Source organism: Actinocatenispora sera, assembly GCF_018324685.1.
GTDB classification, from domain to species: domain Bacteria; phylum Actinomycetota; class Actinomycetes; order Mycobacteriales; family Micromonosporaceae; genus Actinocatenispora; species Actinocatenispora sera.
The window spans coordinates 4,414,433-4,429,972 of the sequence record NZ_AP023354.1; the positions used below are offsets into that span (position 1 = coordinate 4,414,433).

The 15,540-nt window shown below is 71.5% G+C and carries 15 protein-coding genes; 9 read left to right on the top strand and 6 right to left on the bottom strand.

Going from position 1 to position 15,540, the window contains the following annotated elements; translation table 11 throughout:
• Window positions 1-320 precede the first annotated feature (320 nt).
• From Asera_RS21060 to Asera_RS21070, 3 genes are all read left to right on the top strand, one after another.
• On the top strand, window positions 321-701 hold the full coding sequence (locus Asera_RS21060; protein ID WP_030446243.1) for a hypothetical protein: 381 nt from the start codon (window positions 321-323) through the stop codon (window positions 699-701).
• A gap of 354 nt (window positions 702-1,055) precedes the next feature.
• Window positions 1,056-2,126 (top strand): chitinase, encoded by a 1,071-nt coding sequence (locus Asera_RS21065; RefSeq protein ID WP_051802221.1) that lies wholly within the window; start codon window positions 1,056-1,058, stop codon window positions 2,124-2,126.
• 173 nt (window positions 2,127-2,299) lie between these two features.
• Window positions 2,300-2,596: a DUF3303 family protein gene (locus Asera_RS21070; RefSeq protein ID WP_030446241.1), complete on the top strand. Its 297-nt coding sequence runs from the start codon at window positions 2,300-2,302 to the stop codon at window positions 2,594-2,596.
• 20 nt (window positions 2,597-2,616) lie between these two features.
• On the opposite strand, the gene Asera_RS21075 is transcribed toward Asera_RS21070, so the two are convergent.
• The 3 genes from Asera_RS21075 to Asera_RS21085 are packed head-to-tail and all read right to left on the bottom strand — an operon-like array spanning window position 2,617 to window position 5,409.
• On the bottom strand, window positions 2,617-3,225 hold the full coding sequence (locus Asera_RS21075; protein WP_030446240.1) for a SecDF P1 head subdomain-containing protein: 609 nt from the start codon (window positions 3,223-3,225) through the stop codon (window positions 2,617-2,619).
• Between the two features lie 28 nt (window positions 3,226-3,253).
• The gene (locus tag Asera_RS21080) at window positions 3,254-3,706 is read right to left on the bottom strand and encodes a VOC family protein (protein WP_030446239.1); all 453 of its coding nucleotides are present in this window, start codon (window positions 3,704-3,706) and stop codon (window positions 3,254-3,256) included.
• The gene (locus Asera_RS21085; RefSeq protein ID WP_244843975.1) at window positions 3,703-5,409 is read right to left on the bottom strand and encodes a peroxidase family protein; all 1,707 of its coding nucleotides are present in this window, start codon (window positions 5,407-5,409) and stop codon (window positions 3,703-3,705) included. Before Asera_RS21085 ends, Asera_RS21080 begins: the two co-directional genes overlap by 4 nt.
• Window positions 5,410-5,600: 191 nt before the next feature.
• Here Asera_RS21085 and Asera_RS21090 point away from each other — a divergent pair, with 191 nt between their 5' ends.
• The 4 genes from Asera_RS21090 to Asera_RS21105 all read left to right on the top strand — a co-directional run bounded on the left by Asera_RS21090 (window position 5,601) and on the right by Asera_RS21105 (window position 9,199).
• A complete protein-coding gene (locus Asera_RS21090; RefSeq protein ID WP_030446237.1) occupies window positions 5,601-6,029 on the top strand; it encodes a cupin domain-containing protein in 429 nt (142 codons plus the stop codon).
• A gap of 95 nt (window positions 6,030-6,124) precedes the next feature.
• The gene (locus Asera_RS21095; RefSeq protein ID WP_030446236.1) at window positions 6,125-6,754 is read left to right on the top strand and encodes a TMEM175 family protein; all 630 of its coding nucleotides are present in this window, start codon (window positions 6,125-6,127) and stop codon (window positions 6,752-6,754) included.
• Window positions 6,755-6,912: 158 nt separating this feature from the next.
• The gene (locus tag Asera_RS21100) at window positions 6,913-7,809 is read left to right on the top strand and encodes an RNA polymerase sigma-70 factor (protein WP_030446235.1); all 897 of its coding nucleotides are present in this window, start codon (window positions 6,913-6,915) and stop codon (window positions 7,807-7,809) included.
• A 73-nt stretch (window positions 7,810-7,882) separates the two neighbouring features.
• Entirely contained in the window at window positions 7,883-9,199 is a 1,317-nt protein-coding gene (locus Asera_RS21105) for an NAD(P)/FAD-dependent oxidoreductase (protein ID WP_030446234.1), read from the top strand.
• Window positions 9,200-9,316: 117 nt separating this feature from the next.
• Here Asera_RS21105 and katG read toward each other — a convergent pair whose 3' ends face one another.
• Both katG and Asera_RS21115 read right to left on the bottom strand, forming a co-directional pair.
• Window positions 9,317-11,554, bottom strand: coding sequence for a catalase/peroxidase HPI (gene katG, locus Asera_RS21110; RefSeq protein ID WP_030446233.1), 2,238 nt, complete (start codon window positions 11,552-11,554; stop codon window positions 9,317-9,319).
• Window positions 11,555-11,573: 19 nt separating this feature from the next.
• Window positions 11,574-11,978, bottom strand: coding sequence for a Fur family transcriptional regulator (locus Asera_RS21115; RefSeq protein ID WP_280529768.1), 405 nt, complete (start codon window positions 11,976-11,978; stop codon window positions 11,574-11,576).
• A 302-nt stretch (window positions 11,979-12,280) separates the two neighbouring features.
• On the opposite strand from Asera_RS21115, the gene Asera_RS21120 reads away from it, so the two are divergent.
• On the top strand, window positions 12,281-13,432 hold the full coding sequence (locus tag Asera_RS21120; RefSeq protein ID WP_211255575.1) for a glycoside hydrolase family 76 protein: 1,152 nt from the start codon (window positions 12,281-12,283) through the stop codon (window positions 13,430-13,432).
• A gap of 44 nt (window positions 13,433-13,476) precedes the next feature.
• Entirely contained in the window at window positions 13,477-14,424 is a 948-nt protein-coding gene (locus Asera_RS21125) for a DUF5829 family protein (RefSeq protein ID WP_051802220.1), read from the top strand.
• A 110-nt stretch (window positions 14,425-14,534) separates the two neighbouring features.
• Here Asera_RS21125 and rfbB read toward each other — a convergent pair whose 3' ends face one another.
• Window positions 14,535-15,482, bottom strand: a complete 948-nt coding sequence (gene rfbB, locus Asera_RS21130; protein ID WP_030446229.1) for a dTDP-glucose 4,6-dehydratase — start codon at window positions 15,480-15,482, stop codon at window positions 14,535-14,537.
• Window positions 15,483-15,540 lie beyond the last annotated feature (58 nt).

The following is a 15,540-nucleotide window of genomic DNA, read 5'->3' on the forward strand; positions in this document are numbered from 1 at the left end:
AAAGGCGCGAGGTCGGAGGGCCGCCGGGACACGACCCGCAACGACTCCACTCTCCCGCCAGGGTCTCGACGCGCCATAGCTAACTCATGTTTTTGGATGGGAAGTGACGGGAACCGAGGGCAACCAGAAGGTTCGATGGTTGGCTAACGTCACAGGTGGGGACGGGTAACGGGAAGCAGTGGGCAACGCTGAGAGTGAGGATCCGGAAACCGGCAGGTCTTAGTAGAGGCCGCAGACTGCTCGGGCGAGCCGTACTTCTTGTGTCGTGTTGGAGACACTGAGTGCACTCGGTGTCCTGTTTGGTCGATAGGGTCCGGTCCATGAAGGGGATCGGGAAGTACTGGGGTTACCTTGTGTTGCTTCTGCTGATCACGGCGTGGTGGACGTCTGCGGTCGGTCCGTTGGCCCTAGTCGTGCTGTCGGTGCTGGTCATGGTGTTCTTTCTGTTCAGGGCGCCGGTGTTCTGCTGTGCGGTAACCCGAGATGGAACGCTGTGCCGGAACAACTCGCGCGGCTTGTTGTTGGGGTGCAGCTATCGGCAGCACAAGCTGCAGAAGCTCAAGATGACGGTCATCCCGCACCAGTGGCGTGCGCTGAACCGGGGGCTGTGGGTGTCTCCCAAGGAGGGGCTCGCCACCCTGGTGTCGGTCGGCGGACTCGTGTCGACCGTGACGAGCTTGGTCATGTTGGCGGCCAGCTGACGATGCCTGTGCCCGCGTGGAGTGCCGAGCGCCGCCGCGAGCGAAGGCCCGCGGGCCAGACGTACAGCAGGGAAGTACAGCAACGAGCCCAGCCAGACGCGACCTGATCATGGCACTACAAGCCGCTGACCAGCGGTGGAGACTGCATCGGACCTCACTGCTTGTAACTGACACGGAAGAGGTCACAGGTTCAATCCCTGTACCGCGCACCAGCAGGCGAACGGCCCGCGACCAGGATCTGGTCGCGGGCCGTTTCTTCGTGCTCGGGCGGTTTGTGCTCGGGGCGGGACGGGGGTTGCGCGGGACCATAGACTGCGCTCACTCGTATATTTCCAACATGTTGGAAGGTGAGCGTTGAAAACTAGTTGCCCCGACCCGGGGCTGACCTCCTCGCCGCGCACCCGGACCCTGCGGTGGCTGCGGCGCCTCGCCGTCGCGGCGGTCGCCGCGGCCATCCTTCCGATCTCCGCCGCCGGCGCGGCCGACGCGTCGGACGCGCCGGCCGGCACTCCGCCGGGCTCGATCGCGGCGGCACCGTACTACTACTTCGACTCGTACAACCGGCCCGATCCGGTGGACATCATGCGGCGCACCGGGATCCGGTGGTTCACGCTGGCGTTCGTGGTCGCGCCGGACGCGACGACCTGTGCACCGCAGTGGGACGGCGGCGGCTCCTTCGACCCCGGTTCGGCGCAGAGCAGGGCGATCGCCGCGATCCGCGCCGCGGGCGGGGACGTGATCCCGTCCCTGGGCGGTGGGGGCGTGTACAAGCTGGGCCAGGCGTGCGACTCCACCGAGGCCCTGGCCGCCGCGTACCAGCAGGTGGTGGATGCGTACGAGCTCAAGGCGGTGGACCTCGACATCGAAGGCGCCGAGTTTGCCGACCCGGCGGCGCGGCAGCGCAACGTCGCCGCGCTCAAGCTGCTCCAGGACCGCAACCCCGGCCTGAAGGTGTACCTGACGGTGCCGGTGTTCGACACCGGGTTCAGCGGCAACGGCATCGCGCTGGTCGACGACGCCAAGGCGGTGAACCTGGACGTGACCGCGTGGGCGGGGATGGCGTTCTGGTTCGGCAAGGGCGCCATCGACATGGGCGATGCGTCGATCCGGGCGATGAACGGCATGCAGACGGTCGTTCGCGACGTGTACGGGATGAGCGACCGCGAAGCGTACCGGCACGTCGGGTTGTCGAGCCTCGCCGGCGTCAACGAGGACCCGGGCGAGGTCATCACGCTGCAGGACTTCCGCCAGGTGCTCGGCTATGCCCACCGACACCAGATCGGGCGCCTGACGTTCTGGAACGTCAACCGCGACCGGCAGTGCCAGGCGGACGGGTCCGACCTGCCGGACACGTGCAGCGGCGTGCAACAGTCGCCGTACGAGTACACCGGGATGGTCGCCCGGTACCGCCAACCGGCGGCGTGAGCGGTCGCGACGGTGGTTGCAGCGCCGCGACGCTTCGGCTCCGGCTGGGTCGGGCGTCGCGGCGGACACCCGATCGGGCGGGACCGATCGGCCCCGTGCACCGGCCGCTCGGTGGGTGGACGGGGCCGGTTCACGCGCGGAGCATGTGAACCATCGGTAAGGCGGTGGTTGCGATGCGTATGATGCTGCGGTTCGAGGTCGACACCGAGGCGGGCAACGAGCTCCTCCGGTCGGGCGAGATGCAGAAGGGCATGGAACGGATGCTGGGGATGCTGAAGCCGGAGGCGGCCTACTTCTTTCCGGTCAACGGCTGTCGCGGCGGGTTCCTCGTCTTCGACCTGGCAGACCCGTCGCAACTGGTGACGCTGACCGAACCGTTGTGGACGATGCTGCACGCTCGCATCGAGGTGACGCCGGCGATGAGCCTCGACGACCTGACGTCCGGGCTGAGCTCGCTGGCTGCGTCGTAGCCGGCGCCCGGATCCCGGTCTCAGTGCAGGATGCGGTCGGCGAGGCGGGTGGCCTGGTCGGCGTCGAACCCGCCGGCGATCTGCAGCTCGCCGCCGGTGATCGGCTCGGCGACAACCGGTGCGGCCACCACCTCGTCGCGCACCACGATGGCGAGCTGGTTCCCGGGCGGTGAGGCGGTCGCGATCCTCCTCGTCAGGTCGGCGAACCGCGTCGTGTCGGCGGACCGCAGCGAGATCTGGATCAGCACGCCGCCGCCGTACGAGTTCGGCGCCAGCGTCAGGTCGCGCACCGCGCTGAGGCTCATCCCGGAGCCGAGCCGGTAGCAGAGCGTCTTCCCGCTCGTGTCCTTGCCCGGCAGGTCGTCACCCTTGCAGGGCGCGGGATGCGAGGCACGGACCGGCCGCAGCCCGACGAAGTGGTCGAGCGTGCGCGCCCCGCTGTGGTCGCCGACGCCGATCGGGCCGTCGCCGGACGAGCGCCGGGCGAGCACCACGGCCGTGATCGTGCCGCCGACCACCACGACGACACCCAGCACGAGCACCAGGATCAACCAGGCCGGGATGCGGCGTCGGGCGGTCGGGTCCGGCGGTGTGAAGGCGGGTACGCCGTCCGACTGCTGGGGCTGCATGCGGCGAGCGTACCGATCGCTGCCAACCTCACCGCCCGGACGACGGGTCGGCGTGCTGGCCGTGCAGCAGCCCGGTGGACTGACCGACCTCGATCAGGTAGCCGTCCGGATCCCGCAGGTAGCAGCGGATCTCGGCGCCGCGGTCCAGCGGCGGCGTGACGAAGGTGGCCCCCTTCGCGCTCCACCCGGTGTGGCACGCGTGGATGTCGGCGACTCGCAGGTTCAAAAAGATCGACGTGGTGTCGCCCGGCTCGTAGTCGACCACCGAGATCCCCGGCTTGTCCGGCGTGGGCGGCCCGCCGGGGTTCATGATGATCCACGAGTTGGACAGCTGGACGATGCACGGGTTCTCCGCCATCACCACGGTGCCGCCGAGGATCCGCGAGTAGAAGTCGCGGGAGCGCTCGACGTCGCGCACGGTGAGAAACAGCGAGACGAGCAGTCCCTCGGCCGGCGCCGGAATCCTGGCGCCGCCGGTCATGACTCCTCCCGGTCGTCGCCGAGGGTGAGCAGGTCGGTCAGCGCGTACGTCGCGCCCGCCGCCGGCAGGTTCGGCCGCCAGCCCGGTTCCAGGCTCAGGTAGCTTGCCGGATCGGCGCGCAGCAGGCCGATCAGCACCTCCGCCACGATCCGCCCGCCCACCGGGCCCAACCGGTCGCCGTCGCCGCGGTGCTGCGCCTCCTTGAGCACGTAGTACCAGAGGGGGGTGTCGTGCGGCCAGTCGTGGCCCCGCTCGTCGGCCGTCAGCGGCGCGGCGCCGAGCAGCCGGGCGACCGCTTCGCCGCTGGGTAGCCCGGTCGTCTCGCCGCGGATCAGGTCGCGGACCGCGAGCGAGCGGTAGTCGTCGGTCGCCAGCTCGCCGGTGACCTGCTCGGGCAGGCCGATCAGGCTGGTGGCGAGCCGACCGTCGAGCCGCTTCGCCCGCTGCGCCGGCGGCCGGCCGGGCAGGTCGAAGACCTGTGCGAAGTCGAGCCGGCGGTCGGCCCGCAGCGGTCCGAAGCCGGTGAGGTCGGGAAACAGCGGTACCGCCGGTCCGTCGGCGACGAGCCGGTAGCTGTGCCGGATCTGGCCGTGCCCGTACCGGTAGGCGGCGTCGGCGAACTCCAGCGGGATGTACCCGTGTCCGGGCTCGGGTGCGAACCACCGGCCGCCCTCGGCGAGTACCTGCTCGACCAGCTCGGCGCCGACCAGCCGGGGCAGGAAGTCGTGCACCACGATCCACTGGTAGTGCCAGGTCAGCGCGACCCGCGCGGCGTCGACCAGGTCGGCCTCGGCGACCCCGGCGGTACGCAGCCGGTCGACGATCCGGTTGTGTGCCCGCAGCAGGGCGACGTGCAGGCTCAGCGAGAACAGGTGCACGTCGTTGCGTGGGTCGCCGATCAGCGCGACACCCTGCTGGTTGCGGGGCACGTCGTGGCCGTCCGGGCCGAGCAGGAACTTCGCCGGATCCTCGACGTCGAACAGGAACGGGGAGCCGATCGGACCGTCGGCGTACAGCAGCTCCAGGTTGAGCTTCGGGGCGCGCGCGTTGCGCAGCTGCTCGGGTCCGGTCGCGCCGCCGATGGGGGAGCGGTCGGCAGTGATGTCGTGCGCGATCAGCTGGCCGAAGAACGGCCAGCCGGCGGCCTGGGTGGCGTCGTCGCCGGCGGTACCGGCCAGCCGGTCCAGCGCGGCGCCGGCGTCGCAGATGCCGCCGGGGTCGCCGGCCCGCAGCAGCGACTCCGGGTCGCCGGCCAGCGGTTCGAGCTGCGGGAACATCCGCCCGTACCGGGTCGCGGCGGTCGGCCGGTCCACCGCCCGGACCAGGCTCAGGCAGTGGTCGCGGGCGGGTACCTGGCTGCCGTGCCGGTGCGGCAGCGCCGCCGTCGGCTGCGGCGGGCCGAGCGTGCCGGCCGTCGACGCGGCCGGGCGGGACGCGTGGCCGGCGCCCGGCATCGCCTCGCGTACCGACTCCTCGGCGGACTCGACCGCGCCGAGCAGGTTCTGCAGGCCGATCTCGTACCGCTGGGCGTCCGGGTCGAGCCACTCGTCGACCGGGCGGGGGTCCGGCCGCCCGTCGGGCCCGTCCTCCGCCAGTTCCAGCTCCGCCTCGACGTCGTGCTCCAGCGCGTGCAGGAAGCCGTCGTGCGGCAGGCGGTTTCGTCGGATGTCCCGCGTGGCGTCGTCGCCGGTAGGGCTGCTCATCGTGTCCCCTTTTCGTCGGTACCGCTGCCAGCTACGACAGCGCGGACCGGCCGGACGTGACGGTTTCGCTGTCACAACCCGGCTGGGTGCCCTGTCACACGGGTGGGGCGATCGCCCTCGGGGCGGCTGCGGGGCGGCCGTCGAGCGGACAGCAGCGGGGTGCACGCCCCGTACGGCGAAGGAGGCAACAGATGCCGGACAGCGAAACCAGTACCGAGCGGAGCGCGGGCGCCTGGCAGTCGGCGCTGACGATGATCCAGGAGGTCGAGCCGCCGACCATCCCGGCCGGCGCACACGCGATGACGGTGATCGTCGAGTTCCCGGCCGGTGACCCGGGTACCCCGCCGCACCGGCACAACGGGCCGTGCTTCGGGTACGTGGTGTCCGGCGAGATGCTGTTCGAACTGGAGGGCGAGGCCCCGCGGGTGGTCCGCGCCGGCGAGGCGTTCTGGGAGCCGGGCGGCGACGTCATCCACTACCAGAACGGCAACAACCGGGACGACATGCCGGTACGCTACACGGTCACGATGCTGTGCCCGCCCGGGTCGCCGATGCTCACCCTGGTCGACGAGGACGAGCTGGCCGCGCGCGCGGACCGCCGGGTGCCGGCGACCGCCTGACCCGTACCGGCCCCGGGCGTACGCGATCGCGCGGCGCCCGGGGCGTCACGTGTCACGAGACTGCCGGACGGCACGACCAGGAGGGTGACGACGCGGTGAGCACCAACCGGCTGGAGGCGTTCAGCGACGGGGTGATGGCCATCATCATCACCGTCATGGTGCTGGAGCTGACCGTACCGTCCGGCCACCATCTCGCGGATCTGGTGCACGCCACCGGGATCGGGCTGCTGACCTACCTGCTGAGCTTCGTCTACGTCGGCATCTACTGGAACAACCACCACCACATGTTCCAGCTGACGAAGCAGATCACCGGCGGTGCGCTGTGGGCCAACCTGGCGATGCTGTTCTTCCTGTCGCTGTTCCCGTTCACCACCGCGTGGATGGACGACTCCCGGTTCGCTCCCACCCCGGTCGTGCTGTACGGCGTGGACCTGCTCTGCGCCGCCGGCGCGTACCTGGTGCTGCAGCGGGTGATCATTCGCATGGAGGGCCCCGGATCGCCGCTGCGCGCGGCGATCGGCGCCGACGTCAAGGGCAAGGTCTCGGCGGTGCTGTACCTCGCCGGGGTCCTGGCCGCGCTGACCATCGACCGAGACGGTCGGAGCGGGGTCTGGATCGCGCTGTCCTGCTACGTCGCCGTCGCGGTGCTGTGGATCGTGCCGGACCGCCGGATGGACCGTGCGGTTCACCGGGCGACCCGGGACCAGCCGGGCGAATCGAGGTGAAAAGTCTGCCCCCGGCACCGTTTCTCCCTGCCGACCCGTCCTGACCCGACCGGCCCGGCCGCACCGATCCCGGTACCAAGTGGCGAACACCTCGTGCGGGCCCGCCGGCGACGGTCGATGATGGAGATCGCGCACGCAGGGGGAAGGGACGTCGCCGCATGCCCGAGATCGAGACGCCCGACGAGGAGCTGTCGGACGCCACGGCGGTGTTCCTCGCCGTACGACCACGGCTGTTCGGGATCGCCTACCGGATGCTCGGCAGCGCCGCCGACGCGGAGGACCTGGTGCAGGAGGTGTGGCTGCGCTGGCAGCGCACCGACCGGTCCACGGTGGAGAACCCGGCGGCCTACCTGGCGACCGCGGTGACCCGCCTTGCGATCAACGCCAGCCGCAGCGCCCGGGCGCGGCACGAGACGTACCCGGGGCAGTGGCTGCCGGAGCCGGTGGACACCTCCGCCGATCCGCAGCTGGGCGCCGAGCGCGGTGCCGCGCTGGAGCTTGCGGTGCTGATGCTGCTGGAGAAGCTGTCCCCGACCGAGCGCGCCGCGTACGTGCTGCGGGAGGCGTTCGACTACCCGTACCGGCAGATCGCCGACATCGTGCAGACCACCGAGGTGGCCGCCCGGCAGCTGGTCAGCCGGGCCCGCCGCCGGCTCGCCGCGGACCGGCGCAAGCCGGTCGACCGGGCACAGCACGAGCGGATGCTGACCGCGTTCGTCGGGGCGGCCCGGTCGGGCGACCTGGCGGCGCTGGAGAAGATGCTGAGCGCGGACGTGGTCAGCACCTCCGACGGCGGTGGGCTGGCCCGGGCCACCAGGATGCCGGTGGTGGGGGTCGACCGGGTCGCGAAGTACGTGCGGGCGATCGGGCCGCGGTTCTGGCCCGGCACCGAGGTGAGCGTGGTCGAGGCGAACGGCCAGCCGGTGGTGCTGGTACGCCACGGCGGCGAACCGGTCGGGCTGGTCGCGCTCGACGTGTCCGCGGACGGCATCGAGCGGCTGATGTGGCAGATCAATCCGGAGAAACTGGCCACCTTCCGGGCTGTGAGCGGCTAGACGCCCCACACTGGTCACGAACGGGCGTGTCACGTTGTCTTAGAGGGTGAACCCATCAGATCGGGGGAGCACCGTGAAGCGGATCCTCATCGTCGGCGGCGGGTACGCGGGCTTCTACGCGGCGTGGAAGCTGGAGAAGAGGCTGCGGTCCCGTGAGGCCGCGCTCACCGTCGTCGACCCGCGTCCGTACCTGACCTACCAGCCGTTCCTGCCGGAGGTCGCGGCCGGCTCGATCGAACCGCGGCATGCGGCGGTGTCGCTGCGCCGGCACCTGCGCCGGACCCGGGTGGTACCGGGCTGGGTGACCAACATCGACCACGAGCACCGCCGGGTGACCGTGCGGCCCGACCTCGGCCCCGAGTTCGACCTGGAGTACGACGTCATCGTCGTGACGGCCGGCGCGGTCACCCGCAAGTTCCCGGTGCCCGGCGTCGCCAGCGAGGCGATCGGGATGAAGTACGTCGAGGAGGCGGTCGCGATCCGGGACCGGCTGATGACCTCGTTCGACCGGGCGGCGTCGCTGCCGGTCGGGCCGGTCCGGAAGCGGCTGCTGACGGTCACGTTCGTCGGCGGTGGCTTCTCCGGCGTGGAGGGCTTCGGCGAGACGCTGTCGCTGGCCAACTCGCTGGTCCGCCGGTACCGCCGGTTGCACCGCAGCGAGCTGCGGTTCCACCTGATCGAGGCGTCCGGCCGGATCCTGCCGGAGGTGGGCGAGGAGCCCAGCCGGTGGGTGGTGCGGTCGCTGACCGACCGCGGCGGGCAGGTGCACCTGGACACCAAGGTGCTGTCGGCCGTCGACGGCCACGTGGTGCTGTCCACCGGCGAGGAGTACGACTCCGGCCTGATCGTGTGGACCACCGGCAACGACGCGAACCCGGTGGTGCGCAACCACACCGACCTGCCGATCGGCGAGCGCGGCCAGATCGTGGTCCGTCCGGACCTGCGGGTGGGTACCGACGCCGAGCCGGTCGCCGACGCCTGGGCCGCCGGCGACGACGCGGCGGTGCCCGACCTCGCCGCCGGGGTTCCCGACGCGTACGTGGTGCAGAACGCGCAGAACGCGTTCCGGCAGGGCAAGCTGCTGGCCCGCAACATCGCCGCGAACCTGCACGGCCGAGCGCCGAAGCCGTATGTGCACCACAGCCTCGGCGCGGTCGCCACCCTCGGCATCGGCAACGGGATCTTCCAGTGGCACCGGATCGTGGTGAAGGGCTGGCCGGCGTGGCTGATGCACCGCGGGTACCACGTGCTCGCGGTGCCGACCTGGGAGCGCAAGGTCCGGGTGTTCGCGGGCTGGCTGACCCAGGCGATGTTCGGCCGCGACATCGTCTCGCTGGAGTCGGTCGAGCATCCGCGGGAGGCGTTCGTCTCGGGCGGCAAGCCGGACTGAGCCGACGCGGGGCTCCCGCCGGCGGGGGAGCCCCGCGCCACCCCGGGCGTGAACCGGCCGCCGCACCGAGGTCGGTGCGGCGGCCGGTGGGCTGCCCCGGTCGGCCGGGACGGTGGCTCAGACCAGGTCGTACCGGTCGGCCATCATGACCTTGTCCCAGGCGGCGACGAAGTCGTGCACGAACTTCTCCCGCGCGTCGTCGCTCGCGTACACCTCGGCGACGGCACGCAGCTCGGAGTTCGAACCGAAGATCAGGTCGGTCCGGCTGCCGGTCCACTTCAGCTCGCCGGTGGCACGGTCGCGGCCCTCGAACGTCTGGGCGTCGTCGGCCGTCGGCTTCCACTCCGTACCCATGTCGAGCAGGTTGGTGAAGAAGTCGTTGGTCAGCGCGCCCGGCCGGTCGGTGAACACACCCAGCGGCGACTGCTGGTAGTTCGCGCCGAGCACCCGCATCCCGCCGACCAGCACGGTCATCTCCGGCGCGGTCAGGTTGAGCAGGTTGGCCCGGTCCACCAGCAGGTACTCGGCCGGCAGCTGACCGCTGGCCTTGCCCCGGTAGTTGCGGAACCCGTCGGCCTTCGGCTCCAGCGGTACGAACGACTCGACGTCGGTCTGCTCCTGGCTGGCGTCGGTACGGCCCGGGGTGAACGGCACCTTGACCTCGACGCCGGCCTGCCTGGCGGCCTGCTCCACGCCGGCGGCGCCGCCGAGCACGATCAGGTCGGCCAGCGAGACCTTCTTGCCGCCGGTCTGCGCGGCGTCGAACGACTCCTTGATGCCCGACAGCGTGCCCAGCACCTGCGCCAGCGAGTCCGGCTCGTTGACCTCCCAGCCGCGCTGCGGCTCCAGCCGGATCCGGCCGCCGTTCGCGCCGCCGCGCTTGTCGCTGTTGCGGTACGTCGACGCCGCCGCCCACGCGGTCGACACCAGCTGCGCCACGGTCAGCCCCGAGTCGAGGATCTGCCGCTTGAGCGCGGCCACGTCCTCGGCCGACACCAGCTCGTGGTCGACCGCCGGCACCGGGTCCTGCCAGACCAGCCGCTCGCCCGGGACCAGCGGGCCGAGGTAGCGCTGGATCGGCCCCATGTCGCGGTGCGTCAGCTTGAACCAGGCCCGCGCGAACGCGTCCGCGAACTCGTCCGGGTGCTCGTAGAAGCGGCGCGAGATCGGCCCGTAGATCGGGTCGAAGCGCAGCGACAGGTCGGTGGTGAGCATCGTCGGCGGCCGGGACAGCGAACCGTCCTGCGGGTCCGGGAAGGTGTTGGCGCCGGCGCCGTCCTTCGCCACCCACTGCTTGGCGCCGGCGGGGCTGTCGGTCAGCTCCCACTCGTAGCCGAACAGGGTCTCGAAGAACGTGTTGTCCCAGCGGGTCGGGGTGGGCGTCCAGGTGACCTCCAGGCCGCTGCCGATCGCGTCGCGGCCCTTACCGGAGCCGTAGCTGCCCTTCCAGCCCAGCCCCATCTCCTCCAGCGGGGCGGCCTCCGGCTCGGGCCCGACGTACTGGTCGGCGTCGGCGGCACCGTGCGTCTTGCCGAACGTGTGGCCACCGGCGATCAGCGCGACGGTCTCCTCGTCGTTCATCGCCATCCGGCGGAACGTCTCGCGGATGTCGCGGGCCGCGGCGACCGGGTCCGGGTTGCCGTTGGGGCCCTCCGGGTTGACGTAGATCAGGCCCATCTGCACGGCGGCCAGCGGCTTGTCCAGCTCGCGGTCGCCGGAGTACCGCTCGTCGCCGAGCCAGGTGCGCTCGGGGCCCCAGTACACGTCCTCGTCGGGCTCCCACACGTCGGTACGGCCGCCGGCGAAGCCGAAGGTCTTGAAGCCCATGATCTCCAGCGCGCGGTTGCCGGTGAAGACGTACAGGTCGGCCCACGAGATCTTCTTGCCGTACTTCTTCTTGACCGGCCACAGCAGCCGGCGGGCCCGGTCCAGCAGGACGTTGTCGGGCCAGCTGTTGAGCGGTGCGAACCGCTGCTGCCCGCCACCGGCCCCGCCGCGGCCGTCGTCGATCCGGTACGTACCGGCGCTGTGCCAGGCCATCCGGACCATCAGCGGGCCGTAGTTTCCGAAGTCGGCCGGCCACCAGTCCTGCGAGTTGGTGAGCAGCGCGTCGACGTCGGCGGCCAGTGCGTCGAGGTCGAGCGAGGCGAACTCGTTCCGGTAGTCGAAGTCGGCGTCCATCGGGTTGGCGGCCGCGGTGTGCTTGCGCAGGATCGCCAGGTTGAGCCGGTTCGGCCACCAGTCACGGTTGCCGCCGACGCCAGCCGGACCGACCGGCCCGCCGTGTACGACGGGGCACCCGCCGGCGCTTTCGTCGTTGACGTCGCTCAGGACGGCGTCAGAGTTGTCAGACACGGTATTCCTTTCGGATTTACTACCTGGACGATGCGGTAACACAATCGGGGCACAGCCCCCGGTAGACCACCTCGGCCTCGTCGATGACGAAGCCGTGATCGTCCGACGGGGTCAGACAGGGTGCGGGGCCGATGGCGCAGTCCACGTCGGCGATGATGCCGCAGGAGCGGCAGACGACGTGGTGGTGGTTGTCGCCGACGCGCGCCTCGTAGCGGGCGACCGAGCCCGGTGGCTCGATGCGTCGGATCAGCCCGGCCGTGGTCAGCGCCCGCAGCACGTCGTACACCGCCTGGTGGGACACGCCGCCGAGGCCCGCCCGTACGACACCGATGATCGAGTCCGTGTCGGCGTGCGGGTGCTCGTACACCGCGGCGAGCACCGCCATCCGCGGCCGCGTCACGCGCAGTGCGACGCCGCGCAGCATGCGCTCGAACTCCGATGTCGTGGGCACCCTGTGCAGTCTGCCGCAAATTCTGGAATCAATCAAGAACAGCCGCACCGGGAATCCCCGGATCCGGGCGCCGGCGCCGGAACGGGCGACCGATCTTGACGGAATGCGCCGGTCTGCCTACGTTCGTTCGCGGACGCCGTCATCGTCGCCGGCGATGCGATTTCCGCCGGGCCGGGCGACTCCCGGACCGGCCGAGCCGACCGCAGGAGAGTGCCGTGCGACCAACGACCGCCCCGCCCGCGACGGGTACCCGGAGAGGCCGACGCGCGCGGATCGTGCGCGCCGCCGTGGCGGGCGGCCTCGCCGCCCTGATCGCCCTGGCGGGCGCCCCGGCGACCGCGGCACCGGCGTCCGACGCGGCTCGCGCCGCGGCGAGCTACCGGGCGCTGCAGACCTACTTCGCCGCCGCGGACGGCTCCGGCCTGTACCGCGAGCAGTACCCGGTGCAGGCGAATGACAACGTTTACTCGTACGAGTGGCCGTACTCGCAGGTGCACGGCGCGACGCTGGACCTGACCGGCATGCCCGGCGCGCTCGGCGCCCGGTACCGCGACGACCTGGCCGACCGTGACACCGGCCAGCAGCGGTACTGGCTCGCCTCCGGCGGCACCACCGGGGTGCCGGGCTACGCCTCCTACCCGGTGGCGCCGTACGGCGGGGGCGGCGACTTCTTCTACGACGACAACGAGTGGGTCGGGCTGTTCGACGTCCAGCGCTACCTCGCCGGCGGCGACCGGGCGGCACTGCGGCGCGCCCGCCGGATCTTCGACCTGGTCGTGTCCGGCTGGGACACCGACGACAGCCACGCCGACCCCGGCGGAGTGTTCTGGACCCAGGCGAGCTGGAGCCACGATCGCAACACGGTCTCGAACATGCCCGGCGCCGAGCTCGGCCTGCGGCTCTACCAGATCACCGGCCAGCGTTCCTACCTCGACTGGGCCCGCCGGATGTACGACTGGACCAACGCGCACCTGCTCGGCCCGGACGGGTTGTACTACGACCACCTCGACCTCGCCGGCACGGTGGAGCAGACCTACTGGTCGTACAACCAGGGGGTACCGGTCGGCGTGGACGTGCTGTTCTACCAGGTCACGCACGACCGCGACTACCTGGCGCGGGCGCGCCGGACCGCCGAGGCGGCGTACGACTACTACGTCGGGCAGGGGCGGCTCGCGGCGCAGCCCCCGTACTTCAACGCGATCTTCTTCAAGAACCTGCTGCTGCTGGAGTCGGTGACCGGCGGGCACACCTACCGGGACGCGATGCGCGACTACGCCAACGACGTCTGGGACACCAACCGCGACGGCGGCACCGGGCTGTTCGACTTCGACCACAACGGCGAAACGCAGGCGATCCAGCAGGCGGCGATGGTGCAGATCTACGCGGTACTGGCCTGGAGCCCGCACCGGTACCAGCTGCTGTACTGACCAATCGTGCGGGTGCGGTTGCGCCCCGCCACTACCATCTCGCCATGGTGATGTCGCGGGCGCTGGGGCGCCGGATCCTCGTTCTCGCAGCGGTACTGGCGGTGGCGCTGACCACCGCGGTCGTCGGTGCGCCCGGCCGGGCCGGCGCCGCGGCGCACCATCCCTGGCCCGGCCGGCAACTGCTGTTCTTCAACCACGCCTACGGGGTGTTCGACCGCGCCACCGCGGATGCCATCGAGCACTCCGACTACCTGCGCGACTTCGCGAACCTGCAGGTGCGCACCACCACCGGCGCGGGCGGCGAGACCTGGACCGGGCGCTACCTGCTGGGGCACCAGACCTACCTGGAACTGTTCGGCATCGGTGACGTGCCTGGCAAGGACGGCGAGCTCGGTGCCGGTGGGATGGGCGTGTCGACCGAGCACGCCGGCGACCTGCAGACCGTCATCGACCGGCTGCCGGCCGAGGGCGTGCCGGACCCGATCCCCTTCCAGCAGACCCGCGACTTCGGCGACGGGGTGCCGGTGCCGTGGTTCGACTCGGTCTCCACCACCGAGCAGTACGACACGTTCAGCGCCTGGGCGATGGAGTACCGGCCGGAGTACTTCGCCGACCCGCGCAGCGGCACCGCGCCCGCCGCGTACCCGGGCGACGTGAGCCGCGACCGGTACCTCCCGGACGACTACCGCGACCACCTGATGCGCGACGTGACCGGCATCGAGCTGGCCATCACCCGCGGCGACCTGGACAGCACGCTGCCGCTGCTGCGGGCCGGCGGATTCGTCGTGCGGGCGGGTGCTGCGGGCGCGGTCGCGGTGCGCGGTGGCACCACCATCCGGCTCGACGCGGTACCGGTCGATCAGGTCGGCCTGCGCCGGATCACCCTGTCGCTCAACCACCCCACCGGCAGCCGGCACACCGAGACGATCGGCCACTCCGCCCTCGTCGTCGGCCCCGGCCCCCGCGCCGTCTGGACCTTCGCAACAACCTGACCGCGCCGCGGTGAGCGGCCGGGGCCGGTGCGCCGACGCGAGCGCGCGCACCGTTCTCCGTGCCGCCGAGCGGCGGTGCGCTCCCCGGTACCGCCGGCAGCCGGTCGAGGTCACCACCAGCCGCGGTGGGTGCGGTACCAGTCGACGGTGGCGGCGAGGCCGGCGGCGAACTCCGTTCGGGGCCGGAAACCCAGCGTCGCGATCCGGGTGGAGTCCAGCGCGTAGCGCAGGTCGTGCCCCTTGCGGTCGGTGACGTGCCGGATCAGCCCGGGATCGGCCGCGCAGAGCCGGACCAGCCGCGTGGCCAGCTCGGCGTTGGTCAACTCCACCCCGCTGCCGATGTTGTAGACGCCACCCGGCGCGCCGGCGGTGAGCACCAGCTGGATCGCCGCGCAGTGGTCGGCGACGTGCAGCCACTCCCGCCGGTTACGGCCGTCCCCGTACAGCGGGGCCGGCTCGCCGGACAGCAGGTTGGTGACGAAGCGCGGGATGAGCTTCTCGACGTTCTGGTGCGGGCCGTAGGTGTTGCAGCCGCGGGTGATCCGCACGTCGAGGCCGTGCGTGCGGTGGTACGCGCGGGCGAGCAGATCGGCGCCCGCCTTGGCCGCCGCGTACGGCGAGTTGGGGGCGAGCGGCGCCTCCTCCGACCAGGCGCCGACGTCGATCGACCCGTACACCTCGTCGGTGGACACGCACAGCACGGTGCGCACCCCGGCGCGGCGGCAGGCGTCGAGCAGCCGCTGGGTGCCGAGCACGTTGGTGGACACGAAGTCGTCGGCGTCCGACACCGATCTGTCCACATGCGACTCTGCGGCGAAGTGCAGGACCGCGTCGTGGCCCGGCACCACCTCGGCCAGCGTGGCGACGTCCCGGACGTCGCCCTGCACGAACCGCAGCCGGTCGTGGTGCGCCGGCAGGTTGTCCCGGCGACCGGCGTAGGTGAGCAGGTCCAGCACGGTGACCGCGGTGGGGCCGGCCGGCCCGTACTCACCGGCGAGCGCCGCCCGCACGTAGGCGGAGCCGATGAACCCGGCGCCGCCGGTCACCAACACCCTCATGCCGCAACCGGCGGTACGGCCCGCCGCAGGTTCGCGCCGCTGGCGCACCGGTACCCGA